This window comes from Brasilonema angustatum (assembly GCF_059505445.1).
In genome coordinates, this window is record NZ_JCACKO010000125.1 from 175,687 (window position 1) to 201,214 (window position 25,528).

Below are 25,528 nucleotides of genomic sequence, written 5' to 3' on the forward strand. Positions count from 1 at the left end.
CATGACCATATCTATGTATGGTTATGCGACTAGGGATATACTTATTTCTACCTAGCATACCAACCTTGTTTCGATTAGTTAATAGGTTAAAATAATCAAATCTTAGAAAAAAATGTCGTCGTGATGACTACAAAATGCTTTTTTTTTGGATGTGCAACTCAAAAAGAACTCAGAAATCAGGATTTATGCTGGCTTGGAGAATTCTTATTCGACTTGCACCCAAGGAAAAGAATATCACTGTAAGGACGGCGTGAAGGCATAGGCACGACAGTTGGATCTAACCCAGCATTACGAATAGCTTGGAGCGATTCTTCGCTATCCATAAAAAATATACCAGCACCTTTGGTAGGACCAAGCTTAGTCATGAGCCATTCTTGGGCATAGGTTATAGTATATTTCCACTGGGGGCGATGGCTGTGGGTTTTCCAAATCAGCACACCGTTTGGTTCCAAAGCACAAGCAATACTTGCCAGAATTGCACGTTGGATGTCAGGGGGAATAAGGTACATAACATCGGCAATAGTGACAGCGTGGAAGGAAGTATCTGGCAAAACAGTGGCGTCACCAACTTTAAATTGGATGTTACCTCTGTTGCCAACAGTACCTTGTGCAGCGGCAATTTTTTTCGCGTCAATGTCAATGCCAAGTACCTGTCGCTGGGGACTGGTGATGGCAAGTAAGTTACTCAGTAAACCGTGACCACAACCTATATCAAGAATTCTACCCTCCTTTGGTACGTAAGACTCTAACTGATATAAATTACTCAAAAACAGGCGAGTGCGGACAAAAAAGCGATCGCTCAATGGCAGCGGATCATACAGTGCAACTAGTGTGCGCAAAATATTGTCAGTCACGGCAAGATTCCTTGCTTGTAGTGATGTGCTTAATGCTTAACAAGTTCCATAAACCAACCGGGTGGATTAATAGGAATTGTTACCTTAGTTCCTGTTGGTGCTTCAATAAACTGCCTTGAATAGTTCTTGAATTTTAAGTCAGCAAATGTATGATAACGCCAGTCTACTACAATACCAGCAAGCATAATCACCAGAGCAATTCTAGCGGTTAACTGTAGCTGACGGGGTCTTGTTGCACCTAACAGCCAAGTTAATATTGTCACAAACGCAACTATCGGTATAAACCAGTACCGAACACCAGTTCCAGGACGCCACAGAAGCGACCACTGAGGTACAGTTTCGCTGACTACTGGAGACAAAAGCGACATACCAAAAACTCCAGCAGCAAAGATAGAGAAAAGTCGAAGTTCTAAAGGGGCTTTCAGAAGGCAGTAAACGAATGCGGCGCTTCCAGCGATAGCGATTAAAACTGCTATTATGCTGTACCCAAAAGAAATAGAACTGATCAATTTACTGCCTTTTTGTCCTATCAAAGCAGCTAAGAAAACTTGACTCGCAAGGATTTTGGCGAATAGCTCTGGTGTTGCCCCTAAAGGAGTGTGAAAACGGCTAGAATTCCCAGTTAGTAGAATAGCTATACCTTGAACTACAGCACCTGCACTTAAACCTAAGAGTAAAAGAAATGACCATTTCTTACGACGTAACCACAAAATAATTGCAGCAATAGGAGCCAGCAAAACCGAGAAAGGTCCACTTAATCCTGACAACATGATGACTGCGATGTCAAAAATTTGCCATACTAGAAGGCGGCTGGGTGTTGCTAACACGACCATGCAGGCTAGTATTGCCAAGTGCCAGTGTGCATTAGTGATGTTGGCATGAGTTTCAAAAGAGTTGGGTAAGGCTAAATACAGAAATCCCAAAAACAACCTAGTCTGAAGGTTTGGTATTAACTGCGAGAAGCGCACCGAAGCAATAAGATTAACTGGCAGAATTTGAATAACAATTGCAGTTAGATTGAAGATGAAGGGTGCCCATACCAGTGGGAAAATTTGCACAAAAGCAGCTGTCAGCCTGGAAATAGTTTGGAAGTAGCCACCCTTAGGCAAAAATAGGGATTGGATTATCCCAAGATTGTAAGCCTCAGCATACCAGCACTTGCCATCTTCAGCCCAAAATTGTGCATTGAAAAGTGCATCTGGTCTTCTGGAAACCAGAATTGCAAAAGCAGTTATAAAGATGAAAACTTGAAGACGCCAGCCAGCATGCAGCTTCATTTGTTGTTTATTGATTTGTTGTAGTAAGCTGTTCGGGATTTTACCATTTGGCTTGGTAGTCTGGTGTCAATCCAGAATTTTAAATCCCTACAACGACTCAATTATCTTGGCATTCTCTGGCAACTTCGCTTCTTTTTGCCCAGCCGCACGTGCGATCGCTGTGTACAATCCAATAGGAGTACTCACTAAATCTACAAGGCTGGCTTTTCCTGCTAAAGCTTTCACGCTGTCTTTTGGTAGTTCCTTCAATAACCACCGTCCCAATAGATAAAAGCATTCGCTGAGTGTGATGTCCCGCATTAAATCCACACCGTGAAGTTCATGCAAATAGCGATTTGAGCGTCCGTAGCGCCGCCATTGACTTTCTAGTTCCTTAAGTGTCGCGCGGTGGCGGTGCTTCACAATGGCATTGGGGGCAAATTCCAAACGTCCAATTTTTTGTTGCAAAATTCGCCAACACATATCAGCATCACCACCACTGGTTAGGTAGGGACGAAACAAACCTACTTGTTGCAAAGCTTGGCGTCGAATTGCTAAATTTGCTGTTTGACCGTAGGGACAGAAGGGATGAGCAAGAGTGTGCTTTTGCGACAGGGTTTCTTGGCGGTCTGCGTGCTGTTCTAGCAGGGTTTTTCCTGGTAGCGCCAAAATCTCACCGGCGACAAGGACAATATCTTGGTTGACAAAAGGAGCAATTAATGCATCTAACCATTCTGGTTCTGGACGACAATCTGCATCGGTAAAAGCAAGTATCTCACCAGTTGCGGCACGAATGCCAGCGTTACGGGCGGCGTAGGAACTTTGGATCTGGTTCTCGCTTTTGGGACGAATAGTGATTTGGCTATTTTCACTCGCTTGTTGAAGTAAGGCAAAAGTGCGATCGCCACTGTTATTATCTACCAGCAAATACTCTACCTGGTGTTTTGGGTAAGTTTGAGCCGATAGACAACACAGCAACTCTGGTAAATCTGGCTCACCGTTATAAACAGGTATAACCACCGATACCTTTGGCAAGAAGGTATTAGTGGTTCTTTCAACTGGTTCATGATTCATAGTCTTGAGATTTTGGATTAAGAATTGAGGACTGTAAGTTGTTTTATTAACAGCTAAGCACTCATCACTACTTACTAACTACTGTCCTTTGTCCAATATTTTCAATCCAAAATCTAGAAGCTTAGCTAAAGTTTTAGATTTCCGGCGCGATTACTCATTGGTTGTTGCTGCGACTGTTGATTTTGTTGCATAGGTTGGGCAAAGTTGTTACTAGACAGAGCTGCTAGCGCACGCGCGTATTGAGGATCACTCTTAGTTCCAATCAAATCTGGATTTGCTGCGAGTTGACGCTGTTGTGCCTCTGTCAGATCTAACTTGATATCTGGCGCAATTCCCTTGTGGTTGATATCTGTACCTTTGGGAGTGAAATAATGAGCTATGGTAATAGCTACGCCAGAACCGTCTGCAAGTTCATGAACCGACTGTACTAAGGCTTTACCAAAGGTTTGGCCGCCAACAACCACTGCTCGGTTATTATCCTTGAGTGCGCCTGTGAGGATTTCGCTAGCACTGGCTGAATTGCCATCCACTAGTATCGCTAGAGGGCGTTTTGTGATCGCAGTATGATTTGCCTTCATTTCGTCACTGCTTCCCACACGATCCACTGTCTTGACAATTGCACCATTGTCCATCCACATCCGAGCAATTTCAATGCTCGCCTGCAATAAACCGCCAGGGTTTCCACGTAGATCTAAGACAAAGCCATCAACTTGCTTGGTATTTAAATCGCGGATCGCTCGTCGCATCTGAGTTGAAGCATGAGCACTGAACTCACGCAGGCGGATATAACCAACACGGCGATCGCCTTCTTGCTTTAAGGTGTAACGTACTGTTGGTACTTCAATACTTGCCCGTGTCAAATTCACATTAAAAGCACTTTGCCCAACTCTAGCTAGCCGCAAAGTCAACTTAGTTCCTGCTTTGCCACGAATGAGCTTTGAAGCATCTTCCACTTTCATTTGGCTTGTGGGTTTGCCGTCAATTGCCACAATTTCGTCCCCAGCTTTAATACCTGCTTTTAGTGCAGGGGAATTTTCTATGGCTTCGATAACGGTGAGCTTCTTGGTTTTCTCGTTCAATTCCATCCGAATGCCAATTCCAGAGACTTCCCCAGATGTTTGGTTGGTTAAAGCTTCATACTGTTTGGGATCCATAAATCGAGTGTAAGGATCACCCAACTTTTCTAAAGCTTGACGGATGGCAGTGTATGCTTCTTCACGGTTCGTATAGTCTTTACTCAGCAGACTCTGTCTGACTCCTAGCCAATTTTGTTTATTAAATGAGCCATCAACATATTCGCGGTTTACTAATTGCCAGACGTTATCGACTACTGCTTTTGGGCTATCTTGCAGAGCTGCACGCACAGAACGACACCAAACTGGACCAAAAGCGGACAACGTAGCGGTTGAGGCGATTGCTCCGCTAATTAAAGCTACTTGGAGCGGCGAGTAACGTTTCGCAGATCGATTCATGTATCTTGACTAGAATAATTGTATTGTTGACAGTGTAGCAATCTGACTTTGTAGGAATTTATAAGCTTTTCTTCTTGATTATGCTTTGTTCATCACTTTTCCTTGATGTTTTTTGAGAAAACTACATATTGTTCAAACAGCTTCTTTACTTTAGCTTACTTTTCCTGCCAGCTAAGTGCCACCATATGATGGTTTCATCCGCAATCCTATCCAATCCGGCAAAATTGCTTAAAATAGCACTTATGGCAAAGGAAATAGGGAACGCTTAACGCTTAACGCTTAACAGGGAAAAGCGAACAGGGGACGCTTAACTATGAAGTAAGAATAAAGGTGTACGAAGCTTCGCAAAAATCTTTGGAGGAGTCCTATAGTACACCTCACCATTAACAGAGCAGTCAACCGTTTCTCACCTTTCTTATGGAAATGTGTACTTGGCTGCTTTAAATAATGTTGCCGATTATACAAATAAAGCTTGTATTGAGTACCGATCACAAACCTAAAGTGACAAACAGTCAACCTAATTCAGTGTCAGAGCGGTTCCACAAAAAACGGCAATTTTTACGAAGACTCGCTTTGGGATTGTGTCTCGTATTGCTTAGCTGGGTAGTTTTTAACACTGTAACTATTATTTCTGCATCTTCTAGGCAAGTAGATGCCTTTTTTGTACTCGGTGGCAGTATTCGTCGGGAAATTTATGTTGCTGAGTTAGCACAACAATATCCACAAACCCCAATTTTAATTTCTCGGGGTTCTCCCGATCCGTGCATTTTGCTGGTTTTTCAACGCTTAGCACCCCAGAGACTGCAAAACGTTTGGTTGGAAAAGTGTGCGGATTCTACGTTTGATAATTTTTACTATTCCATTCCCATTCTGCGTCGTTGGGGAGTCCGCAAGGTGAAGCTAATTAGTTCTCAAACACACTTCCCGCGTGCAAAATGGATGGCACAAATTCTTTTTGGTGTTCATGGTATTTGGGTAGAAACAGACATTGTTCCAGAACAAGGTGTGCCTGGTAATCGAGAATCTTGGTCAAAAACAGGACTAGATGTCACGCGTAGCTTGTTATGGGCAGGGTTAAGTCGGATTATTCAACCAAAATGTTTTTATGTTATGAAATTAGCAGACGTAAGTATTGACTTTTGGAGGTCTAGGGGTTTTCAATGTGAACACCAGGAGGATGTCAACCTCCGTTAGGATAAATTGTTGATGGTGTTAACTACGGTAGATGATGAACTTGCACCGCAGGAAGCTAGGTATTTGATAGCCAGAAGTCAACAGGAAACATCTCAACCATCAAGTCGCGCCATAATTGAGTTAGTTACAACAATCATGGTGTACAAGTTTGAACAATTAAGTCGAACGGAGGTAGAACAGATGTTAGGAATTACCCTCAAGGAAACGAGAGTTTATCGGGAAATTAAGGAAGAAGGACGAGAACAGGGAGAATGATCGCTCATTCTTCGTCTACTAACTCGACGGGTAGGAGAATTGTCTACTGATGTGCGTTAGCAAAGCTTACCGTTTGCGCAGCGCCCCTTTTAGGGGCTAGGTATCGCGTATTGAAACTCTCTCCCTAGAACAGTTAGAAAATCTTGGTGAAGCACTGCTAGATTTTCAGGGAATGGCTGGTTTGTTCGCTTGGTTAGAAGCGGTTCAAAATTAAATTAGTAGGAATTAAGCGTGTGCTTTGTGCTTAGGCGATCTGCGCTCCGCGCAGCAGCGTTTGCGCAGCGCCCCCTAAGGGGCTAGCTATCGCCTCAATTATAGATAACGGAACTTCCGCAAAATACTGTCGCTGAAATTGTTCTTCCCGAACGGCAGCTAAAAATTTTTCCACAGCAGCTTCTGCTTGAGTTGTTTCAATGGTAGAGTGCTGAGTGAAAACCAACATACGGTCAGTACGTGAGATATTAAAACCTAAGTATCTCAAACTTCTTAACCCGAAAAGTAAGGTTTGGTCGTTAATACCAAGTTTTTCTAATAACTGGATACGGGTAACAGGTTGATTTGTGCGGTTCAAATATTTGGCAATTCCTACAAGGGTAAGCCAGATTTGTTGTGGTGGTTGGGGATTTGGTTTCAACCAAGCAAGCACGAGGGGTTGTTGGTTGTGAAGCGATCGCCTCAAATGTCCGCGTAAATCGTCCCAACTTGTTGGACACTCTTGCAGTATGAGTGCTGAATCGTGAGTGCTAAGTGCTAAGTCTTTTTCTAATGGCTGGTTGCGTAAATCTAAAATGAGTCCTGCATGGTGCTGCGTACTCAGTGCTGAGTTTGTCAGGGAACGAACAGCTATCAGTCGGATTTCATAGCGTTTTTTAAACGTATTATAGTCCAATTCCGCTATACAGTCACACCTTCCTGGAGGTAATTCATCCTTATAGTGTCCCCACCAGATGCCAGGAAAAGGATTTCTCGTCGAGTCATCTCGAATATCAAACTCGGCTTTTATGTACTGTACCTTTTTCCCCTGCGAATCTTGCTGATTGCGATGCCAAGCATTTTCAAACCAACAGTTTTGAATCAGAAGTTTGGGAACTGGGTTTCCCATTCCACAGGGTTCTAGCAGCTTCAGTTCCAAAAATAAATCTTTCCCCAAATCTGATACTGTCACAGTTAAGTCAGCTTGTACAGTTGGTGTTAGGGTTGTTCCTCCCAGAGATTGACGTAACCTCTGGTTAATTGCTTGTGTAAATAAGGGTATATTCTCTACTGGAAGACTTAACCCTGCTGCATAAGGATGTCCACCAAATCGATGCAACAAATGTGCTTGGTCTTTTACTAATTGGTATAAATCAACCGAGTTTACCGATCGCGCCGAACCCCGCGCCAGAAGAGGAGGGGGGGAAGAGGAGAGGGGGGGAGTGGGGGAGTTTTCATTCCCGTTGTCCCGTTGTCCCGTTGTCTCCTTGTCCCCGGTTCCCGTCTCCCCGGCTACCTCTGTACTCAAAAGAATCGTCGGGCGTCCTGTCTCTTGTGCGACTTGTCCTGCAACTAACCCCAAAACGCCAACAGCCCATTGAGGATCTTCCAAAACGATGACGCTGGTGGTTGATAAGTCCATTTTGGAAAGCTTTTGCGCGACTTGTCCAGCAACATCTTTCTGCAAAGACTTGCGACGACTGTTCGCTAATTCTGTGACTTCTGCAAGTTCTTTCACACGCTCTTGATCGCGGCTTGTCAGTAATTCCACGCAAAAAGAAGCATCGCATTGAATGCGACTGACAGCGTTAATTCGTGGGCCTAAACCAAAGGAAATATCTGTGGGGCGATCGCCACTTTTCTGGCATAATTCCAACAGCCGCCCGACACCCGGACGCCGCCTCTTATCTGGTGTTTTCTTAAAATCCTCTTGCAGTCGCCCAATTCCCAACTGTGCCAAATAGCGACAATCTCCACTCAACTGCACCAAATCAGCAATCAGTCCAACTGCGACTAAATCCAATAAATCCTCTAGCTGTTGTTGCGCTACATTTGGCAGAGTTTGATAAAAAGCTTCCACCAACTTATAAGCCACCGCCACCCCAGAAAGATGAAACAGTTGATGTGTTTCGCTCAAATAGCGAGGGTTAATAATTGCCGTTACTGGGGGACGTTCTGGTGGTAAAGTGTGATGGTCTGTGACTATAACATCTACACCTAACTGCTTAGCATAAATAATTTCATTAATATTTGTACTGCCAGTATCACAAGTCACAATCAACTGAAAGCCCTGTTTTGCAAGCTTATCAATTCCTTGACAATTCAAGCCATGAGATTCCGTTAAGCGATTAGGAATGTAATAAACAAGCTGCGTATTTTGAGCAAAGAATTGTCCCAAACCATCCCACAGAACAGCCGTAGACGTGATACCGTCAGCGTCAAAGTCTCCCCAAATAGCAACTTTTTCCCCAGCATCTCGTGCTTGTTGCAACCGTTCCACCGCCAGATGCATTTCTTGCCCAAACTCAAATGGACTCGCAGCTTCATAAGCTTGTGAGTTGACAAAAGCGGTTAATTGTGCATTGTCTCGTATTCCTCGTTGCCACAACAACTGCGCGGCAAAATGTCCACTCGATGCAGGTGCATATTGCTTTACCGCTTGGATAAACCATTCGGGGGGTTGTTCAGTTGTCGCAAGAATCCACTGTTGTTCTGGCATATAAAAATCAGAGATTTATCAACCAAACTTTGAAAAATCAAATCACAGACAAACACAGATAAATACAAATAATTTATCTGCGTCCATCTGCACGGCAGGTGCTTCAAAGAGGGCATTGCCTCCCCAACGCACTGCCTCGTCCATCTGCGGTTCCAAATACTAAATCATGATTTAGGCACTAAGTTCGTTAAAACAGTGAACAGTGAACAGTGAACTGATAACTGATAACTGGTAACTGTTAAACTGGTGCTTCTTCCTCCGAGATTTGAGGTTCACTCACCAAAGTATTCAGCGCGACTTCACTTGCAACTGCATCCGACTTGCGAGGACGCATCGCAGGACGAGAACGTCTGTAACCTGCCCTTTCAGCTTTTTGATGTTCATAATCAATAAGTCTGCCATAGTAATCATGCTTGCTTAAATTCATCGACAAGAAAACATGCTGACGAACATTGCCAAAACCCTTGCGGTTGAAAAACTTCACGGCGGGAGTATTTGCCGGATCAGTGTCTACCAGCATGAACCGCGCCCCATCTTCAATCATACGTGCAATAGCTCTATCAACCAGCTTGTCTGCCACACCGCGACGCTGAAATTTCGGACTGACTCCTAGCCACAGAATGTATCCGTAAGTCCAGCTTGCTTTAGTAATAATAGTTCCTAAAATGAATCCTGCTAGTTGTTCATCAACTTCTGCTACTAGGCAGTATTCTGGATCAGTGTTGTAAAGTCCTATAACTTCCCACTCATCCCAGCAACGATATAAATAGGGATATGAATCACTGGTAAATAACTGTTCTCCCAAGTGATAAACAGGGGCTATGTCATCTATTCGTATTTCGCGGACATAAACCGCATCATTTTCATCAAAATGCATAAAATAATAATCAAAAAGTTATCTGTCATTTACAGACTGACTTCTTGAATGCTAGCTATATTCAGTAGGTTCGTCTCTACTATTGTAGAATTTGTAGGAGATATCTGCCCAGAAATTGTAGGTGAGTTAATGTGTTGGACACTACTTTGCCGATTGCACCGCGTTGTATACTGGCAGTAGTCACAGGCTTTGCTACCTTCTGGTTCTTGCGGGAATGGCTGTCCCTGGTAGTAATGTTCCATCCAATCTGTGAATCGACTTAAAAGCTGGTTAAGTTTTTTTGCTGTTTGTTGGTGTCGGGTGGTGTTGTAGCTAAATTTAACGCTTTGCGGTTTACCTTCGGGTTGGACAAACCAGTAAGTCATAGAAATATTTTCTGGCAGATAATTACTCGTTTCAGCTAAAACATACAAGTAAAGACGCGTCTGCCAGTTTTGTTCCAACTTGCGTTTTTGAGATGGTTTGGGATAAGTTTTCCAGTCAAGAATTTGTGCTTGCTGGTTATCTGCAATTAATAAATCATAAATAACCGTAAGCAAATAGTCTTGAACTTGCAGAGTACGGTAGTGTTCGCTTTCGCGAAAAGTTTGGCTATTAGGAGTAGAGTTTAAAATTTCTGGCGCTGCATTCGCGAAAGCTGACATCCAGCGTTGTAGTTGAGCATCCTCTTGTAGGAAAGTATCAATAGGTAAACCCATTTCTCGCTGCTGCATTAGCAGGTGAAAGCGGCTTCCTAAAGTTTGCCGTTCCTCATGTTCTGGATCTAAGGGAGAATGAAGTTGCTCTAGGTAGGTGTGTTGAAATTGACGGGGACAACGTTCTAGTAGGTTAAGTTGTCCTTGTGAAAGTCGCAATAGTTGAGTTTGAGTTGATTGCATACTTGTATTCTAGAGTGAATCATTGCTTGCAGCTTAAATTTGCAGAACGTTTTTACCGTTGCTTCAGGATTAGACTGATAAAACTGCCAAATTTATTGCGTAGTACAATGAGATATTGATTTCCCTGACGATAAACTGCTGAACCACATCTTGTCCACCGATAATATGTGTTAGTAAAAAAACAATTTATGAGTAATCAAAATTCAACTACATCATTACCAGGTTGGACGTTATCGACGCGAGAACCCGAATTTATTGAATCGTTGATGCCAATATGGGAATGGTTTTACCGCTACTACTTTCGAGTACAAACTTCAGGTTGGCATCACATTCCAGAGGATGGAAAGGTTTTGCTGGTTGGTTCACACAATGGTGGGATGGCGTCTCCCGACTTACACATGATGATGTACGATTGGTTCCGTCGCTTTGGCACGCAACGTTTAGTGTATGGTTTAACGCATCCTTCTGCGTGGAAAGTCAGTCCTCCTATCGCCAGCCTCGCACAAAAATTGGGATCCATTCCCGCACATCCAAAAATGGCTTGTGCCGCCTTTGACATCGGTGCAAGTGTCCTTGTTTATCCGGGAGGACAATACGATATGTTTCGTCCTCATAGCCAGCGTTACAAGATTCAGTTTGCAGGTCATAAAGGATTTATTAAACTAGCATTAAAAAAGTCAGTACCAATCATTCCGGTTATCTCTGTAGGGGCACATGATACCTTCATTGTTTTGGGTGATTGCTACGAACAGGCTAAACAGTTAAATGAGTGGGGTGTCCCTTGGTTATACAAGATAGACCCAGGAGTTTTTCCCATATATCTAGGTTTGCCTTGGGGTTTGAGTATTGGTCCGCTACCCAATTTTCCCTTACCCGTCCAAATTCACACTCGTGTCTGTGCTCCGATTGTTTTTGAACGTTATGGCACACAAGCGGCTCGCGACCGTGAATATGTGGATGCTTGTTATGATTTAGTTTACATGCAAATGCAACGCGAATTGGATTTTTTAGTAAGGGATGTGGCGATGTAGTTGATTGGGTTATGTTGCAACCGCGCTAAGAATATTTTTGAAAGCGACAGGCGATCGCAACAGAAAGCAGACGCGCTTGGCCGTATCGCAAATGAAAACCCTGCTATTCCCTATCCCCGGATTGGTGAAACCAACACCAGATTAACTAGAATCTTTAAGACGGAAAATCCGTGATGGCAAGAATCCACGAAGCTACTCTAAACTTGATATATAAATGTATTAATTAACGTATGATGCCGAAAAAAGCGATAGTCAAAGTATTCACAAGCAGTTTGGTGCTTCTTGTGACTTGTGCCTGACTCAATTGGTTTTAGATCTCGTTATTATTAAAGTGCCAATATAGTATAGGTAAAACTTAACTCAAATTCTGACCAATTGGTTGTGGAGTTGTGCGCAATGGAATTACTCGTCTTTGGATTAGTAGTGGTTTATACAGGTGGTGCTTGGAAGTTCTTTAATGGGTTTAACCGGACTAACTTCCAGCGAACTCTGCCCAATCGCCTAAAATTAGCTTTGTTATGGCCAGCTTTGTTTGCCACAAATAAATCCTATCGTCAAAACTTTAGAAAGGCTCTCAAAGGTCATAAATAACTTTTTTTCTCTGAGTTGCCAGTGAGCCTTAGCTTGCAGGTTAGCGTAACGCACGAAAAATGTCTTCGGTGACGGCTCTGATTGCCCATTATCAAAATCTCGAAAGCTATGGTGGCTAGCGTTATTTTCTCTGCTTCCTCTGAGGTCAATTTTTAGCTAATTTTTGGTTAGGAAAAGAGTAGCTTACATAACAGGAGGCTTGTGGCAGCTTATAACCATATTAAGTACCTATGAAAAACTCAAACCCCCTCCCCGTTAACGGAGAAGGGGCTAAAAAGCAAAATTTTACTAACTATCCCCTAACTAAAATGTTTAATGATTGCGTCTGCGAATTCAGAACACTTTAAGGGTTCGACTGGGGGTTCTAGCAACCTTGCTAAGTCGTAGGTAACTTGACTGTTAGCGATCGCATCGCCTAAGCCTTTCTTAATCAAATCAGCCGCTTCTTGCCAACCCAGATACTCCAGCATCATCACACCAGACAAAATTACTGAACCGGGGTTTATTTTGTCTAACCCTGCGTGTTTAGGTGCTGTACCGTGGGTAGCTTCAAAAATGGCACATGCATCGCCGATATTTGCCCCAGGTCCCATTCCCAATCCGCCAACAATAGCCGCTGCAGCATCAGATAAGTAATCACCATTCAAGTTCATTGTTGCCAGAATAGAATACTCATCCGGGCGAGTTTGAATTTGTTGGAAAATACTATCGGCAATGCGATCATTGACCATTATTTTATCTTTCCATTTGCCGTTACCGTGAGTTTCCCAAATTGAGTTAAGAACTGTTTCAACTTCCTTGACAATTTGACCTTGCTTGTCTGTGGTCAGGGCGTTAAATCCAGGGTCAATCATTTGGGCGTTTTCTTCTAAGGAGATATCGGCGTTATGCTCCTTATTACTCAAAATCCAAGATTCCCTTTCGGTAATGGTCTCATTGCGAAACTCGGTTGTTGCCAACTCGTAACCCCAATCGCGGAAAGCGCCTTCAGTGTACTTCATGATGTTGCCTTTGTGCACCAAAGTCACCTGTTGCTTATTTTTGGGGAGTTGCAAGGCGTGTTTGATGGCACGTCGTACCAAGCGCTGAGAACCCTTTTTGCTGATGGGTTTAACACCAATGCCTGAGTCCAAAGGAATTCTCTTTTTGCCGTGTTCTGGTGTGGCGGGAATGAGTTCGTTGTTGAGGATAGAAATCAGGCGATCGCCAATTTCATCACCTTGTCGCCACTCAATCCCCAAATAAATATCTTCCGTATTTTCCCGGTAGACAATGACATCAAGTTTTTCTGGATTTTTATGAGGTGAGGGCGTACCTGCATAGTAGCGGCAAGGACGTACGCAGGCATAGAGGTCGAAAATTTGCCGTAGTGCTACATTGAGAGACCGGATGCCACCCCCGACCGGAGTTGTCAAAGGTCCTTTAATGGCAACACCATACTCTTTAATTGCCGTTTGAGTGTCTTGAGGTAAATACTGATAAGTACCGTATAATTCACAGGCCTCATCTCCGGCATAAATCTTAAACCAACTTATCTTCCGCTTACCCTTGTATGCCGTTTCCACTGCAGCATCAAGGACTTTCACAGTTGCGGGCCAAATATCAATCCCCGTGCCGTCACCTTGAATAAAAGGGATAATCGGGTTGTCCGGAACAATTGGCTCTCCATTCTTGAAGGTAATTTTTGCTCCGGTTGTGGGCGGGGTAATTTTGTCGTACATCAAACACTCCTGATGGCTACGCTGCAACATAGTACCCTTTGGGGCATGAACTCAAAGGAGAAAGACTCATGTCTGGAAGGCTAGTAGATTTTACTGTGTCTTGTTTTGATAGATGTGTAAAGTTTATGAGGCGCAGAGTTTGTTCCCTGTTTGCATCGTGGGCACAGGCGCGTAGGATTTCTTCAAACCGTCGCTATCTTATAGCCTGCACGCTTTATTAGTATACTCTTTGAATATATAGCAAACCCAAATCAATTGTGAACTTATTCGTGAAGACCGTCTTTGGTCTTTAGTAACGGATAACCAAAGTAAAGTAATGAGTGGGCATTCTTTGCGATTTCCTGTAAACTACTCTTCGCTATCAGTGCAACGCCCGTCCACAAGACCTGATAGCCAGTAGCTTGTTCACCAACTGCATTCCGCGAGTAATAGCATGACAGACCCATTGATTGTATCAGGCACTCATAGTAACATCGACTCCCTGCGCCAACCGTTGGTCTCTGGGTCTACTAACACCCAACAGCAGGTGATCCCACAGTTAGCTAACCTGGGAGATACAGGCTTAGATGTCCTGATGGAATTTTTATTTGGACGTAAAGAAAATCCTGCAACTTGGGTGGATGGGAAAGTATACCAGGTTCTTTATAATTCTGATTCATCCAAGGCAAAAGATTTTTTGCAAGCTTATTTCCCGAATGGGATCGTACCTCTGACATCAGAGTGTGACATTGATTACAGTTCAGTACAACAATTACTTGCAGCTTCTGACTTTCAAGCAGCCGATCGCATGACTCTACAAAAAATGTGTGAACTTGCAGGAGGCGCAGCAGTGCAAAGAAAATGGTTATATTTTACTGAAGTAGGAAATTTCCCAGCCACTGACTTAAAGACCATCAACAGCCTGTGGTTAGTCCACTCGGAAGGAAAGTTTGGCTTTACTGTACAGCGAGAAATTTGGTTGAGTCTGGGTAAAAATTGGGAGAATCTTTGGGAAAAAATTGGTTGGAAAAAAGGCAATAACTGGACGCGCTACCCTAACGAGTTCACTTGGGATCTAAGCGCTCCGAGAGGTCATCTACCTTTATCCAACCAACTACGTGGAGTGCGAGTGATTGCTTCTTTACTATCTCACCCTGCTTGGAATTAGTCATTAGTCCTTATTTATTAGTTACAAGGGACAAAAAAAGGTTCACAATATCCCAGCCAGCCCGACAACGGGATGTGGCGATGTTGTTTCAAAACTACGCTTTGTATCCCCACATGATGGTGGCGCAAAACATTGCTTTTGGGTTGCAGATGCGAAAAGTTGATGCCAAGGTGATGAGTGTGGCGCGATACGCACATGCGATCAGCCTCCGGCTTATCGCTCTGTTTGGAATATCTATTGGATCGCAAACCCAAACTGCAATCTTTTGGACAGCAGCAGCAGGTTGCATTGGGAAGAGCGATTGCCTACGGCAGAGCTACGCTTAACGCCCGTCAACCACAAGTCTTTTTGCTGGATGAGCCTTTGTCTAATTTAGATGCTCAATTGCGAGATGACACGCGAGCAGAGTTAAAATAGCTTCATCTAGAATTGGGAGTTACGACTATTTACCTCACCCACGACCAAGTTAAAGCAATGACCTGCCCCTCCGGGGCGGGAACAGGGAATAGGGAACAGGCAACAGCAAAAAATTAGCCCCGGATATTGGATTCAAGCCCCTTAATTTATTAATGGAAGAATTCAAAAAAATTGTTGACAGATGCGTAGCACGATTCAACAAGACGTCCTTGTTTAAATCCCCTAATTTTAATTATGGGGATTCCCCTGTTGCCTGTTGCCCGTTCCCTGTTCCTTTTTAATTTGGCTAACAAAATTGTCGTGGTAAATCGGGGACGAATTCAACAAATCGGCGAACCCCAAAAGATCTACTCTCAACCAGCGAAGTTTCCCCTCTATTGACATTGACTGCTCAACCTGTGAAGCGTTATACGTTATTTCAGATTGTAGAAAATTTTGAGGGTCTTTTAAATCATGGTTTTCAAGAAAATATCTGATCAAGCGCAAGAAAAAGCAGCAGGTGTAACTTCTGCTGCACAAGAAAAAATTGATGTTGTTATAGACGAATTCAACAAGATGCTTCCTTTTGCAGAGCAACTGGGGCTAAGAGTCGCTAGCTTTGATATAGAGGCGGGACTATTACCACAAATAAAAACTTCTTTGATTGGTTCAATTGATGAGATTAAAAACGAAACAGTTGAACGTCTGATAAAAGAAAATGAAAGCAACAAGCTACTCATAGCAGTACTCAAAGCCGTATTATTTGCTAAAAGTATCCATCAGCGGCTCGAAGGGGTTTATATCTCAGTTCTGAAAGATTTGGTGATTGATATTAAGTTGGGTATACCTCCTAGTATCTCCTGCCGTTTTCAATAGACTTTGGACAAAAAAGTAAAAAAAGTCAGAATGCAGAATACAGAACTCAGAATGATTACATCTACAAGAGGACACAAGTTTAGCTTTGTCATACCTATTCTGAGTTCTGATTTTGAGTTCTTCTTAAGGGTGATAAGCCCTTGGCTTTAGCTTGTGCGTATCGCACTTAAGCAAATTGCTTGATCCGGGATTTTGTTAACTCCCCTGGAGCAAACACTCCATTTTCTGTGATGATTGCTGTAATCAACTGGGCTGGTGTGACATCGAAAGCTGGGTTATAAAATTCTACGCCAGTTGGTGTAAGAATAGTGTCGCCAACTTGGTAGATTTCCTCTGGATTACGCTCCTCAATTGGAATTTCGTTACCGTCGGATAAAGAAAAATCAACGGTGGAAAGGGGTGCAGCAACATAGAAAGGAATGTTATGTGCTTTAGCAACGAGTGCTAAACTATATGTACCAATTTTGTTTGCTGCGTCTCCGTTAGCGGCAATTCTATCAGCACCAACGACAACGACATCAATCAAACCCTGCTTCATGCAGTGAGCTGCCATACTATCAGTAATGAGTGTAACTGGAATGCCTTCTTGGACACATTCCCATGTCGTCAGTTTTGCACCTTGCAAGCGAGGACGAGTTTCATCAGCGAACACCCGCGCTAAACGTCCTTCTCGAAAAGCAGAACGTACGACACCCAAAGCGGTGCCATAACCTGCGGTTGCTAATGCTCCAGCGTTACAATGGGTTAAAATTGTCAGCTTCTCTGGAGTTTGAGGCAAGACACTCAAGCCATTGTCGCCAATCGTATAGCAGGTTTGCAAATCTTCCGCGTTGATAGCGCGGGCTGTATTCAGTAGGGTTTGCTTAATGTCTTCTACTGTTCCAAGACTTTCGTAGGCGGTTTTCAGCATTCGTGAAATTGCCCAAAATAAATTCACTGCTGTTGGGCGAGTTGTACGTAGCAGTTGGGCTACTTTCTCCAATTGGTTCAAAAATTGATTGCGATCGCTAGTTTCAATTTCCCGTGCCCCAAGATACATCCCATATGCTGCAGCAACGCCAATTGCAGGTGCACCTCGTACAATCATAGTTTTAATTGCCCGTGCCATATCTGAGCAGCGATGGATTTCTACAAATGCATACTCGTTAGGTAAACGGGTTTGGTCAATCAGTGAGACCGAGTTGTTATGCCAAATAACGGGATAAACCTGGTTTATGGAAGAGTTCATGGAATTTAACGTAATGATTTTTTTCAAATTGTAACGTTAGAAATTCTACAGGTTATACCATATTTTCGTATCTGTACCATATCTGGAATCTCTGGGGTTTTCAGGTGCAACGGTTGTAAATGGCTAAACCCTGAAGAATTCCTTTCTTGGTGGAAACAGCTTACTTAAGGGTGAAATCCTATATTTTGAGCTTTAGGCGATGGGAGTTATTATGTTTATATTAAAATATATAGATTTTTTTAAATATCACATATTTGTTTTCAAATATTAACTATTCTGTCATCAATTGATAACAATGCCACTTCATTTCAGACTTGGAAACAAGTCTGGGCAAGAGCGCTGATTGATTGTGTCTTAGTATAAACTGTAGTCAATAAGAAGTAGAGGCTCGTCAACAACTAAGGGTGTAAGAGTGTAAGGGCTTCGCCGAACGTCCGAACGGTGTAAAGAGCATTTTTATTGAGAATGTATTACGAAGTATCAGTGTTTGGTAGGAGATGAGTGAGTGCTCTTGCAATAATGAATACTTGACTATCAAGTTTTGCAATTAACAAAAAGCCTGATAGTCGCTCCTATTTTTTACTCTGTGATATTGACCAATTGTTTGCGGGTGCGGCTTTTAATCACTTTCGCCGGGACTCCCACTGCAACTGAGAACGGAGGAATATCTTTGGTTACAACTGCACCTGCACCAATAACACTACCCTCACCGATGGTAACTCCGTCTAAGACTACAACACCATGTCCTAGCCAGCAGTCATCCTCTATCAGAATTCCTTTGCGGGTAATACCTTGATATTTAATTGGCTCAATGGGGTCTGCAAAATTATGATTATTTGCATATATTCCAGCATTTGCTGCGATCAGACACCGTTTACCTATTTTAATGTCTCCAGGTCCAGCAATACAAACACCAGGACCAATGAAAGTCTCTTGACCAATATCTATGTATGAATCCTCCAAACACCCAATGCTAACATTACGCTCAATTGCTACTTTATCGTTCAAATATATTCTATTGTTTTCGTGTCCTCGTGCATCTATACGAGTTCCTTTAAAAAGAAACGCTCCATTCCCTACTTCAATACAAGAAGCTTTTATAAATTCAACACCCTCTTGAATAAAAACTTTTTTACCCATACGGGCAAAAAGACTTCGGTAGAGTAGATTACGCAATTTTGGACCTAAAAGAATTGTGGGTAGAGCGCCTACTAAACTAAAAACTAAAAGTTCTTGAAAGCGCTGTAACTTTGAGAACAATTGCTCTATCTTCATAAGAAATACATTATCCTTGTGTAAAGTTTCTTGACAAGTATTGAGTTGATATGGTGTGATGGAAAACCGTGTTTCCTGACTTTGCGTTTCCACTCTTAGTGATAATTTATCATTGCATTGAGCAAATTCAGAGGTACATCAAAAACTCCCCATACTTCCTTAATATTTGAATTTGAGTTATGTGGAAACCCTTAAGTGCAGGTACTGTAAAATCCTCAAGTTAGATGCACAATATATACTCTTTTGGCTCTACACAATTTATGTTGCGTAGATTTACAAGACAAACTTGTAATAGTTTCATATTAGGTAGATACACAAGTAGTATTTACTCTGAGCTAGTTCAAAAGCCTTGCATTGGGATTGTGGAAGTATCAACCATCAAACCGTCTAAATAGGCTAATGTTTTCTTTCTCAGAGAATGTAAAAATCCTTATTTTTACATGATTCCCCATAGAGTTATTTTCTTTGAGGTAACTTCCTGCTGATAACTAGTAATTTTTACCTAAGACCTACAGTTAAACCAACTGCTTCTTCAACACAACTTTTTTCCTACTATTTTCCATCTGTAGGATAAATTTATCCTCCATTTACCTACATAAAAATACAATTGTTGTTGAATTTATCTTGGTATTTCTATTCAAGTGCAACTAATAAATATTAAGGTGGAGTGTCACCAACTTCTGCCATGACGTTAAAACTAACCATCGGTGCAAACAAGTAAGCACTTCCGCGATTACTATAACGGCTTTGCTGAAGCCAGTTTTTCGAGTGTGCTACTTTTCTCATGTTGCACGCAGATAATTTACTCACTAATTAGATGACGCTTGTAATGATACAGCTTTTTCTCAACCATCTCATTTATAAATTTATAATCTGCCGAATAGCATCAGACCACAGACGTATATTAAAACAGTGAATAGTGAACAGTAAACAAGGGGTGGACGAGTCCGTTTCCTACCTGATAACTGATAACTGATAACTGATAACTGATAACTGGTAACTGGTAACTGATAACTGGTTGATTGTAAACTCAATGCTTAACCTAACTTTCACGTTTATCGCTTAACCTGATAAACGTGTGTTTATCTGAGCAAACATATGACATCACCACCCCAGTTACTGACCGATCCGTTTGTGCAACTACCTACAGCAACTTCAGTGCGAGTCGTGTGGTTTACCGAGTTTGCTGGTTATGGACACATAGTTACCTACGGAGAGAATTTAGCACAAACTGCTATTGCCACAACTACCCAACTCAGGCGCACACGCGAAGACCAAAATTCACGCTTAGAAAACCAAACCCAAGACGGACAGGTTTATCAACATCCTGTCCAGCGTGATATTTGGCGACACGAGGCTGAGATTACTGATTTGACTCGTGACACGCGAGTTTCTTACCGTGTAACGAGTGTGCGGGAAGATGGCGAAAGTGTTAGTAGCAATGTGTTTACGCTTGCACCCAAGCCTAGTCCTGGTAAACCACTCAAAATTCTATTAACTTCTGACCATCAAATCAAACCAATGGTTGCAGCCAATTTGCAAAAGGTGGTTGAAACTATTGGACGAGTCGATGCGGTTTGGTTCGCTGGTGATTTGGTCAATACTCCTGATCGCGCCTCAGAATGGTTTGATGATCATCGTGGCGGTGCTTTCTTTCCTTGTTTGCAAGGTCGTGCTAACTATGAAATGAACAGCGACGGAGTCAAGACAATCTACACAGGCGGCGAAATGATTCAATACGCGCCGATGTTTACTTGCATTGGCAACCATGAGATTATGGGACGTCGTGATCATGGAAGTCTAGATGATGAATTTGATGCTACGATTCCTCGTACACTTGCTCTTAAGTTGTATGGACAAGAATCCTTAAAAGATAATTCTTTTAATACTGATACTTACGAAGAGATTTTCACTTTACCACAAAGTCAGGAAGGTGGAAAAACTTACTACGCACTCAGCTTTGGTGATGTACGTTTGGTCGTACTGTATGCGACAAATATGTGGCGGACTCCTCACTTGAATGCAGAGGCTAGAGGTAGATATCGAGAACGGGAAAAAGATTTCAATACCCCAGAGAATTGGGGTTACGGGCAACATATTTATGAACCAATAGCCAAAGGCAGTACGCAGTACAATTGGCTAGTGCAAGAACTCAACAGTCCTGAATTTAAGCAAGCAAAATACAAGGTGGTCATGTTCCATCATCCGCCTCATACATTGGGTGGTAACATAGTCCCAGCATATACAAATCCTGTACAAATCATTGAACGCGATGTTGACGGCGACATCAAGGCAATCCGTTACGAGTACCCCAAAAATGCAGATTACCTGATCCGTGATGTTGTGCCTTTACTTGAAGCAGCGGGTGTGCAGTTAGTATTTTATGGGCATTCTCATTTGTGGAATCGCTTTTGTAGTCAGTCGGGAATGCACTTTTTAGAAACTTCTAATGTTGGTAACTCTTATGGTGCTGCTTGGAGTGACAACAAGCGAGAAGTTCCTGTTGGCTATAAAGAGGATTATGCTGAACTTGGTGATCCATATGGTTTAGAACCTGTGGTGCCTACAATTGTCCCGTTGTTAGGCGAGGATGGTAAACCAATGCCCTACATTGCCAGTAATGACATCACAGTTTTTAGTATCTTTGATACAGGTACGGCTACAGTGAGTAGCTATCGTTTTGATGTACGTAAACCGGATTCAGAGGTTATTAAATTTGATGAGTTTCGGTTGAAATAAGGAACACTCCGCGATGGCGATCGCCTGGTAGCATCGCATGCAAATGATTTTTCTGTACTAAGTGCGATAAGCCTCCGGCTGATCGCATGTGCGTATCGCCATCGCCCAGAACTAGTACTCGATATTAAGTATTCAAAGAACTATAGTGGATATAACTACAATCGACTTTTTTTAAAGAACTTGTGAACTTTTTCATTGGTTGCGCTGTTTGGGCATATAAGGGTTGGATAGGCGAACTTTACCCTCAAGGGACTCGCCAAAGTGATTTTTTGCAACTCTATAGCCGACGCTTCACGACTGTAGAGGGTAACACCACGTTCTACGCTGTGCCTAATCAAGAGACAGTCACCCGTTGGGCGACACAAACACCCGAAAATTTTGAATTTTGTCTCAAATTACCGCGAGATGTGACTCACAACGAACAACTGCAACCTCATATCCCTGATGCTTTAAAATTTTTGGAAGGGATGCGTCCTTTAGGTAAACGTCTAGGACCAGTTTTTGCTCAGTTACCGCCCAGTTATGCGCCTACACTGATTGATGATCTAGGCGCATTTTTGGAAGCTTTGCAGCAAACAGGCGTACGTTTGGCGTTAGAAGTTCGGCATCAAGACTGGTTTACTGAACCATTAGCTAGTGAGTTGACAGCACTTTTAGAAAGGCTTGGTGTTGGCAGGGTTTTGCTAGACTCACGTCCTATCTACACTGGAGATGATGATCCACAAATACAATCTGAACGTCGTAAACCCAAAGTCCCTGTACAATTTAGCGTGACAGCACCTTTTAGTCTGATTCGATTTATTTCCCATCCCAACTTACCAGTGAATCAGCCTTTTATGGAAGAGTGGGTGACTCAGATTAAGCAGTGGTTGCAGCAGGGAAGGCAAATTTATTTTTTTGTTCATTGTCCTGTGGAAGAGCGATCGCCTACTACAGCACGTCATTTTCAAAAGTTATTGGAACACAGTGGTACAGTAGTTCCTCCTCTTCCTTGGAATATCCTGGAAAATCCCCCTAATCAACTCAGTTTGTGGTGAACGTACTGTGGTAATTTGAGTAGAAGAACCAAAGGAGGGTGAGATGAGTCGTCTTTTTTATGAGAATTCCGTTTCATATAAAGGTTATCTCATCATTCCGTTTGTCTTTGGTACAATTGATAGTCACGAGATTTATTCCTATAAATTATTATCAGAAGTTGCGAATCAAAGTCATTTTCACAAAGCAGAAAATCCAGCAGAGATCTATGGCAGTAGTATAGAGAATATTATTGATATTGCCAAAGAACATATTGACGAATATTCAGATTTTATCAGTGATCGCGATAGTTTTAAATTTCGCTACGTTTATCGCAACAACTTAATTATTGTCTTTCAAGAGGCTGGAAGATATTTTTATGATCATTATCCTCCAGACTCACTGAATAATATTGCAGCACCAAAGTTATTCTCATCAGAATACGATTGCTTGAGTTGGATTAAACAAGGTATGGATGGATTGCACACACGGTAAAGACTTCACGAGTTTTGCCCTAGAACACCAATTCATTAATGCCAAAAACCCGGTTTCTGTTGCTGGAAAGACTGATATTTGGTTATCTCAATGAGAAGAAACCGGGTTTTTTATCACAATTGGTGAATACTGAATCGGTGTTCTAGTTATCCGGAATGAGTAAGGGCGCAAGTGTTAGTATCTTTAACAAGCGCGTAAGGAGAAAGAACGATGAGTGTATTGTTAGCCGTCAAGGTAACCTTGACTACCCCAAACCATCGAACACAAGGCGCAGAGATTATCGTTCAGTCCTTTGTATCGTAGGAATGAAGCTCAAAAATCCTCTGTGCGCCTTGTGCAAAACAAGTAGCACACATTGAGGAAATTTAAATGAATTTAGATTTTTTGGGCTGGAGCAATTTTTTTGCTAACAGCTTTGAACCCTATCGCCAAGAAGGATTTATTGTTGGTAGGGTAGCCATTGAACATAGAAAGACATACATCCTTTACACCGAATATGGAGAACTGTCAGCAGAAGTGACAGGTAAACTGCGGTATCAGGCTTCCCAAACCAAAGATTTTCCTACAGTCGGAGATTGGGTTGTTATCCGTGCAAGAGATTCCGCAAAGCAAGCAACTATTCATGAGATTTTGCCCAGGAAAAGCAAATTTTCCCGCAAAATAGCAGGTGCGAAAACAGAAGAACAAATCGTTGCAACTAACGTTGATACTGTTTTCTTAGTCTCTGGATTAGATGGAGATTTCAACCCCAGAAGAATTGAGCGCTATCTCATTCTGGCTTGGGATAGTGGTGCAAATCCGGTGATTGTCTTAAATAAGGCGGACTTGTGTGAGAATGTTGAAGAGTGTTTGGCGCAAGTGGAGGCGATTGCCCCCGCCATACCCATCGTAGTTTTAAGCGCTACCAACCATCAAGGATTCAATGCCTTAAAGCCATACCTCCAACCTGGGCAAACGGTTGCTTTATTAGGATCGTCTGGTGTTGGTAAATCTACCATCACTAATCAACTCATGGGAACAGCCGTTCAAACTGTTCAACCAGTGCGAGACAGTGATGACCGAGGTAAACACACAACAACTCATCGAGAGTTAATTGTACTGCCAACGGGCGGCTTAATTATGGATACCCCAGGAATGAGGGAAATCCAAATTTGGGCGGGTGACGAAGGAATTAGGGAAACTTTTGCAGATATCGAAACACTAGCACAGCAGTGTCACTTCCGAAATTGCCAGCACAACTGCGAACCTGGTTGCGCGGTACAGCAGGCGTTGGACGAAGGGAAACTCGACTACCAAAGATTTCTGAACTACCAAAAGCTACAGAAGGAACTCAACTATCTTGCCCGTAAACAAGACGAAAGACTCAACTTAGCTGAAAAAGAACGATGGAAGAAAATCCATAAGGCAATGCGAAATCATAGCAAGCATTAGATGAATTTGAAGTAGCTACTGTCAAGACTCAAACCTGAAACACCTGGTACAATTGCAATCAGTTCATTCAATTCACCATCAGGCTTTTTCAGGTTGATAGTTACTCCATTTGGTAAGCCAGCAGGAGATGATCCCAAGATATAGTCAGATGCTGTTCCTACAAGCTGGATAACATCGTCATTTGGATTAAAGTCAGCAATCAGAGCGTAGTCATTCTGCCCAGTGGTGAATTTGTTACCGTCATCATAGTAAACCGAGAAGGTACCAGCAGCATTCCGCCCTCCAAGGTTGAATCTATCTCTGCCTTCCCCTCCAATCAGGGTATCTATTTCATTTACTCCATAGCTACCACCAGAACTACCACTGGGTATGTATCCAGCGCCCGTCAGAATATCATTCCCTTTTCCACCGACAAGAATATCATTGCCGCTTCCACCGTTGAGAATATCATCTCCATTACCACCTAAAAGGATATCATTGCCACCGCCATTCTTGTAACTTCCATCGTATAAGATGTCATTTCCATTACCACCAATCAGGATATCATTGCCGAACCCACCATCTAACCTGTCGTTACCGTCGCCGCCATCTAAATAGTCATCACCAGACAAACCTATAATTTGATCATTGCCATCACCACCAAACAGGAAATCCTTACCCAGTGAGCCAAATAACTGGTCGTCACCCTTACCGCCATACAGTAAATTTACGCTATTTGAGTCTCCTCCGTAACCTGGGGCATATGGTACTTTGCTAAGTCCAGCATATAGAGTATCGTTACCGTCACCGCCTATAAGTACGTCGTTACCCTGTTTACCTTCCAAAAAGTCGTCACCAGCAAGACCGATCAAAACGTCGTTTCCTAAATTACCATAAATGAAATCATTGTCTTGCGTTCCCTTTAAATAATCGTTCCCTGTTGCACCGTTAATAACTACCATAGAGCACCTTTTCTAGGAATCAGATGGAGTGGTGATGGTTATGAAGTTGTTTCATTATATATGTAAAAAATAGTACATAGTATTCACCTCT

General features: G+C 42.6%; 21 protein-coding genes and 2 pseudogenes. 11 read left to right on the plus strand and 12 right to left on the minus strand.

Features of this window, described 5'->3' with window-relative positions:
• Positions 1-176: 176 nt before the first annotated feature.
• The 4 genes from AC5JM2_RS21690 to ctpB all read right to left on the minus strand — a co-directional run bounded on the left by AC5JM2_RS21690 (position 177) and on the right by ctpB (position 4,656).
• Positions 177-854 (minus strand): class I SAM-dependent methyltransferase, encoded by a 678-nt coding sequence (locus AC5JM2_RS21690; protein WP_495836899.1) that lies wholly within the window; start codon positions 852-854, stop codon positions 177-179.
• A 29-nt stretch (positions 855-883) separates the two neighbouring features.
• Complete coding sequence (locus AC5JM2_RS21695; protein WP_495836900.1) at positions 884-2,131, minus strand: hypothetical protein; 1,248 nt, start codon at positions 2,129-2,131, stop codon at positions 884-886.
• A gap of 87 nt (positions 2,132-2,218) precedes the next feature.
• On the minus strand, positions 2,219-3,184 hold the full coding sequence (locus tag AC5JM2_RS21700; RefSeq protein WP_495836901.1) for a glycosyltransferase family 2 protein: 966 nt from the start codon (positions 3,182-3,184) through the stop codon (positions 2,219-2,221).
• Positions 3,185-3,309: 125 nt separating this feature from the next.
• Positions 3,310-4,656, minus strand: a complete 1,347-nt coding sequence (gene ctpB / locus AC5JM2_RS21705; RefSeq protein WP_495836902.1) for a carboxyl-terminal processing protease CtpB — start codon at positions 4,654-4,656, stop codon at positions 3,310-3,312.
• 447 nt (positions 4,657-5,103) lie between these two features.
• On the opposite strand from ctpB, the gene AC5JM2_RS21710 reads away from it, so the two are divergent.
• Both AC5JM2_RS21710 and AC5JM2_RS21715 read left to right on the plus strand, forming a co-directional pair.
• Positions 5,104-5,850 carry a YdcF family protein gene (locus AC5JM2_RS21710; RefSeq protein WP_495836903.1) on the plus strand — a complete coding sequence of 249 codons (747 nt, stop codon included), beginning with the start codon at positions 5,104-5,106 and terminating at the stop codon, positions 5,848-5,850.
• A 9-nt stretch (positions 5,851-5,859) separates the two neighbouring features.
• Positions 5,860-6,319, plus strand: a pseudogene (locus tag AC5JM2_RS21715) (DUF4351 domain-containing protein); the annotation flags it as partial.
• Positions 6,320-6,349: 30 nt separating this feature from the next.
• Here the strand turns inward: AC5JM2_RS21715 and AC5JM2_RS21720 are convergent.
• The 3 genes from AC5JM2_RS21720 to AC5JM2_RS21730 form a co-directional block, all read right to left on the minus strand.
• Positions 6,350-8,797, minus strand: a complete 2,448-nt coding sequence (locus tag AC5JM2_RS21720; protein WP_495836904.1) for a single-stranded-DNA-specific exonuclease RecJ — start codon at positions 8,795-8,797, stop codon at positions 6,350-6,352.
• A 238-nt stretch (positions 8,798-9,035) separates the two neighbouring features.
• Positions 9,036-9,674, minus strand: a complete 639-nt coding sequence (locus AC5JM2_RS21725) for a GNAT family N-acetyltransferase (protein ID WP_495836905.1) — start codon at positions 9,672-9,674, stop codon at positions 9,036-9,038.
• A 29-nt stretch (positions 9,675-9,703) separates the two neighbouring features.
• On the minus strand, positions 9,704-10,552 hold the full coding sequence (locus tag AC5JM2_RS21730) for a PD-(D/E)XK nuclease family protein (protein WP_495836906.1): 849 nt from the start codon (positions 10,550-10,552) through the stop codon (positions 9,704-9,706).
• A 188-nt stretch (positions 10,553-10,740) separates the two neighbouring features.
• On the opposite strand from AC5JM2_RS21730, the gene AC5JM2_RS21735 reads away from it, so the two are divergent.
• Together AC5JM2_RS21735 and AC5JM2_RS21740 are read left to right on the plus strand one after the other, a co-directional pair.
• Positions 10,741-11,583, plus strand: coding sequence for a lysophospholipid acyltransferase family protein (locus AC5JM2_RS21735; RefSeq protein ID WP_495836907.1), 843 nt, complete (start codon positions 10,741-10,743; stop codon positions 11,581-11,583).
• 396 nt (positions 11,584-11,979) lie between these two features.
• Positions 11,980-12,174 carry a hypothetical protein gene (locus AC5JM2_RS21740; RefSeq protein WP_210611790.1) on the plus strand — a complete coding sequence of 65 codons (195 nt, stop codon included), beginning with the start codon at positions 11,980-11,982 and terminating at the stop codon, positions 12,172-12,174.
• Between the two features lie 299 nt (positions 12,175-12,473).
• On the opposite strand, the gene AC5JM2_RS21745 is transcribed toward AC5JM2_RS21740, so the two are convergent.
• Positions 12,474-13,895: an NADP-dependent isocitrate dehydrogenase gene (locus AC5JM2_RS21745; RefSeq protein WP_495836908.1), complete on the minus strand. Its 1,422-nt coding sequence runs from the start codon at positions 13,893-13,895 to the stop codon at positions 12,474-12,476.
• 433 nt (positions 13,896-14,328) lie between these two features.
• Between AC5JM2_RS21745 and AC5JM2_RS21750 the strand changes: the two genes are divergently transcribed.
• The 3 genes and pseudogenes from AC5JM2_RS21750 (at position 14,329) to AC5JM2_RS21760 (ending at position 16,314) form a co-directional block, all read left to right on the plus strand.
• Positions 14,329-15,042 (plus strand): GUN4 N-terminal ARM-like repeat domain-containing protein, encoded by a 714-nt coding sequence (locus AC5JM2_RS21750; protein ID WP_495836909.1) that lies wholly within the window; start codon positions 14,329-14,331, stop codon positions 15,040-15,042.
• Between the two features lie 56 nt (positions 15,043-15,098).
• Positions 15,099-15,522 (plus strand): annotated as a pseudogene (locus tag AC5JM2_RS21755) (ATP-binding cassette domain-containing protein); the annotation flags it as partial.
• A 390-nt stretch (positions 15,523-15,912) separates the two neighbouring features.
• Positions 15,913-16,314 carry a hypothetical protein gene (locus AC5JM2_RS21760; protein WP_495836910.1) on the plus strand — a complete coding sequence of 134 codons (402 nt, stop codon included), beginning with the start codon at positions 15,913-15,915 and terminating at the stop codon, positions 16,312-16,314.
• Positions 16,315-16,480: 166 nt separating this feature from the next.
• Here the strand turns inward: AC5JM2_RS21760 and mtnA are convergent, their stop codons facing one another.
• From mtnA to AC5JM2_RS21775, 3 genes are all read right to left on the minus strand, one after another.
• Positions 16,481-17,542: an S-methyl-5-thioribose-1-phosphate isomerase gene (gene mtnA / locus AC5JM2_RS21765; protein ID WP_495836911.1), complete on the minus strand. Its 1,062-nt coding sequence runs from the start codon at positions 17,540-17,542 to the stop codon at positions 16,481-16,483.
• Positions 17,543-18,121: 579 nt separating this feature from the next.
• A complete protein-coding gene (locus tag AC5JM2_RS21770) occupies positions 18,122-18,817 on the minus strand; it encodes an acyltransferase (protein WP_495836934.1) in 696 nt (231 codons plus the stop codon).
• 657 nt (positions 18,818-19,474) lie between these two features.
• Positions 19,475-19,603 carry a hypothetical protein gene (locus AC5JM2_RS21775; RefSeq protein WP_275944996.1) on the minus strand — a complete coding sequence of 43 codons (129 nt, stop codon included), beginning with the start codon at positions 19,601-19,603 and terminating at the stop codon, positions 19,475-19,477.
• Between the two features lie 312 nt (positions 19,604-19,915).
• On the opposite strand from AC5JM2_RS21775, the gene AC5JM2_RS21780 reads away from it, so the two are divergent.
• The 4 genes from AC5JM2_RS21780 to rsgA all read left to right on the plus strand — a co-directional run bounded on the left by AC5JM2_RS21780 (position 19,916) and on the right by rsgA (position 24,496).
• Positions 19,916-21,556, plus strand: a complete 1,641-nt coding sequence (locus tag AC5JM2_RS21780) for a purple acid phosphatase family protein (protein WP_495836912.1) — start codon at positions 19,916-19,918, stop codon at positions 21,554-21,556.
• Positions 21,557-21,738: 182 nt separating this feature from the next.
• Positions 21,739-22,593 carry a DUF72 domain-containing protein gene (locus tag AC5JM2_RS21785; protein WP_495836913.1) on the plus strand — a complete coding sequence of 285 codons (855 nt, stop codon included), beginning with the start codon at positions 21,739-21,741 and terminating at the stop codon, positions 22,591-22,593.
• Positions 22,594-22,636: 43 nt separating this feature from the next.
• The gene (locus AC5JM2_RS21790; RefSeq protein WP_495836914.1) at positions 22,637-23,065 is read left to right on the plus strand and encodes a hypothetical protein; all 429 of its coding nucleotides are present in this window, start codon (positions 22,637-22,639) and stop codon (positions 23,063-23,065) included.
• Between the two features lie 369 nt (positions 23,066-23,434).
• Positions 23,435-24,496 carry a ribosome small subunit-dependent GTPase A gene (rsgA, locus tag AC5JM2_RS21795; protein ID WP_495836915.1) on the plus strand — a complete coding sequence of 354 codons (1,062 nt, stop codon included), beginning with the start codon at positions 23,435-23,437 and terminating at the stop codon, positions 24,494-24,496.
• Here the strand turns inward: rsgA and AC5JM2_RS21800 are convergent.
• Positions 24,493-25,437, minus strand: a complete 945-nt coding sequence (locus AC5JM2_RS21800) for a calcium-binding protein (RefSeq protein ID WP_495836916.1) — start codon at positions 25,435-25,437, stop codon at positions 24,493-24,495. The two genes, rsgA and AC5JM2_RS21800, sit on opposite strands and share 4 nt — an antisense overlap.
• Between the last annotated feature and the right edge of the window lie 91 nt (positions 25,438-25,528).

What these genes read in the sequence shown, in the direction of transcription:
- AC5JM2_RS21695 (WP_495836900.1), bottom strand. Translation starts at nt 2,131, where the DNA reads ATGAAGCTGCATGCTGGCTGGCGTCTTCAAGTTTTCATCTTTATAACT.
- AC5JM2_RS21700 (WP_495836901.1), bottom strand. Translation starts at nt 3,184, where the DNA reads ATGAATCATGAACCAGTTGAAAGAACCACTAATACCTTCTTGCCAAAG.
- ctpB (WP_495836902.1), bottom strand. Translation starts at nt 4,656, where the DNA reads ATGAATCGATCTGCGAAACGTTACTCGCCGCTCCAAGTAGCTTTAATT.
- AC5JM2_RS21710 (WP_495836903.1), top strand. Translation starts at nt 5,104, where the DNA reads ATGTTGCCGATTATACAAATAAAGCTTGTATTGAGTACCGATCACAAA.
- AC5JM2_RS21720 (WP_495836904.1), bottom strand. Translation starts at nt 8,797, where the DNA reads ATGCCAGAACAACAGTGGATTCTTGCGACAACTGAACAACCCCCCGAA.
- AC5JM2_RS21725 (WP_495836905.1), bottom strand. Translation starts at nt 9,674, where the DNA reads ATGCATTTTGATGAAAATGATGCGGTTTATGTCCGCGAAATACGAATA.
- AC5JM2_RS21730 (WP_495836906.1), bottom strand. Translation starts at nt 10,552, where the DNA reads ATGCAATCAACTCAAACTCAACTATTGCGACTTTCACAAGGACAACTT.
- AC5JM2_RS21735 (WP_495836907.1), top strand. Translation starts at nt 10,741, where the DNA reads ATGAGTAATCAAAATTCAACTACATCATTACCAGGTTGGACGTTATCG.
- AC5JM2_RS21740 (WP_210611790.1), top strand. Translation starts at nt 11,980, where the DNA reads ATGGAATTACTCGTCTTTGGATTAGTAGTGGTTTATACAGGTGGTGCT.
- AC5JM2_RS21745 (WP_495836908.1), bottom strand. Translation starts at nt 13,895, where the DNA reads ATGTACGACAAAATTACCCCGCCCACAACCGGAGCAAAAATTACCTTC.
- AC5JM2_RS21750 (WP_495836909.1), top strand. Translation starts at nt 14,329, where the DNA reads ATGACAGACCCATTGATTGTATCAGGCACTCATAGTAACATCGACTCC.
- AC5JM2_RS21760 (WP_495836910.1), top strand. Translation starts at nt 15,913, where the DNA reads ATGGTTTTCAAGAAAATATCTGATCAAGCGCAAGAAAAAGCAGCAGGT.
- mtnA (WP_495836911.1), bottom strand. Translation starts at nt 17,542, where the DNA reads ATGAACTCTTCCATAAACCAGGTTTATCCCGTTATTTGGCATAACAAC.
- AC5JM2_RS21770 (WP_495836934.1), bottom strand. Translation starts at nt 18,817, where the DNA reads ATGAAGATAGAGCAATTGTTCTCAAAGTTACAGCGCTTTCAAGAACTT.
- AC5JM2_RS21775 (WP_275944996.1), bottom strand. Translation starts at nt 19,603, where the DNA reads ATGAGAAAAGTAGCACACTCGAAAAACTGGCTTCAGCAAAGCCGTTAT.
- AC5JM2_RS21780 (WP_495836912.1), top strand. Translation starts at nt 19,916, where the DNA reads ATGACATCACCACCCCAGTTACTGACCGATCCGTTTGTGCAACTACCT.
- AC5JM2_RS21790 (WP_495836914.1), top strand. Translation starts at nt 22,637, where the DNA reads ATGAGTCGTCTTTTTTATGAGAATTCCGTTTCATATAAAGGTTATCTC.
- rsgA (WP_495836915.1), top strand. Translation starts at nt 23,435, where the DNA reads ATGAATTTAGATTTTTTGGGCTGGAGCAATTTTTTTGCTAACAGCTTT.
- AC5JM2_RS21800 (WP_495836916.1), bottom strand. Translation starts at nt 25,437, where the DNA reads ATGGTAGTTATTAACGGTGCAACAGGGAACGATTATTTAAAGGGAACG.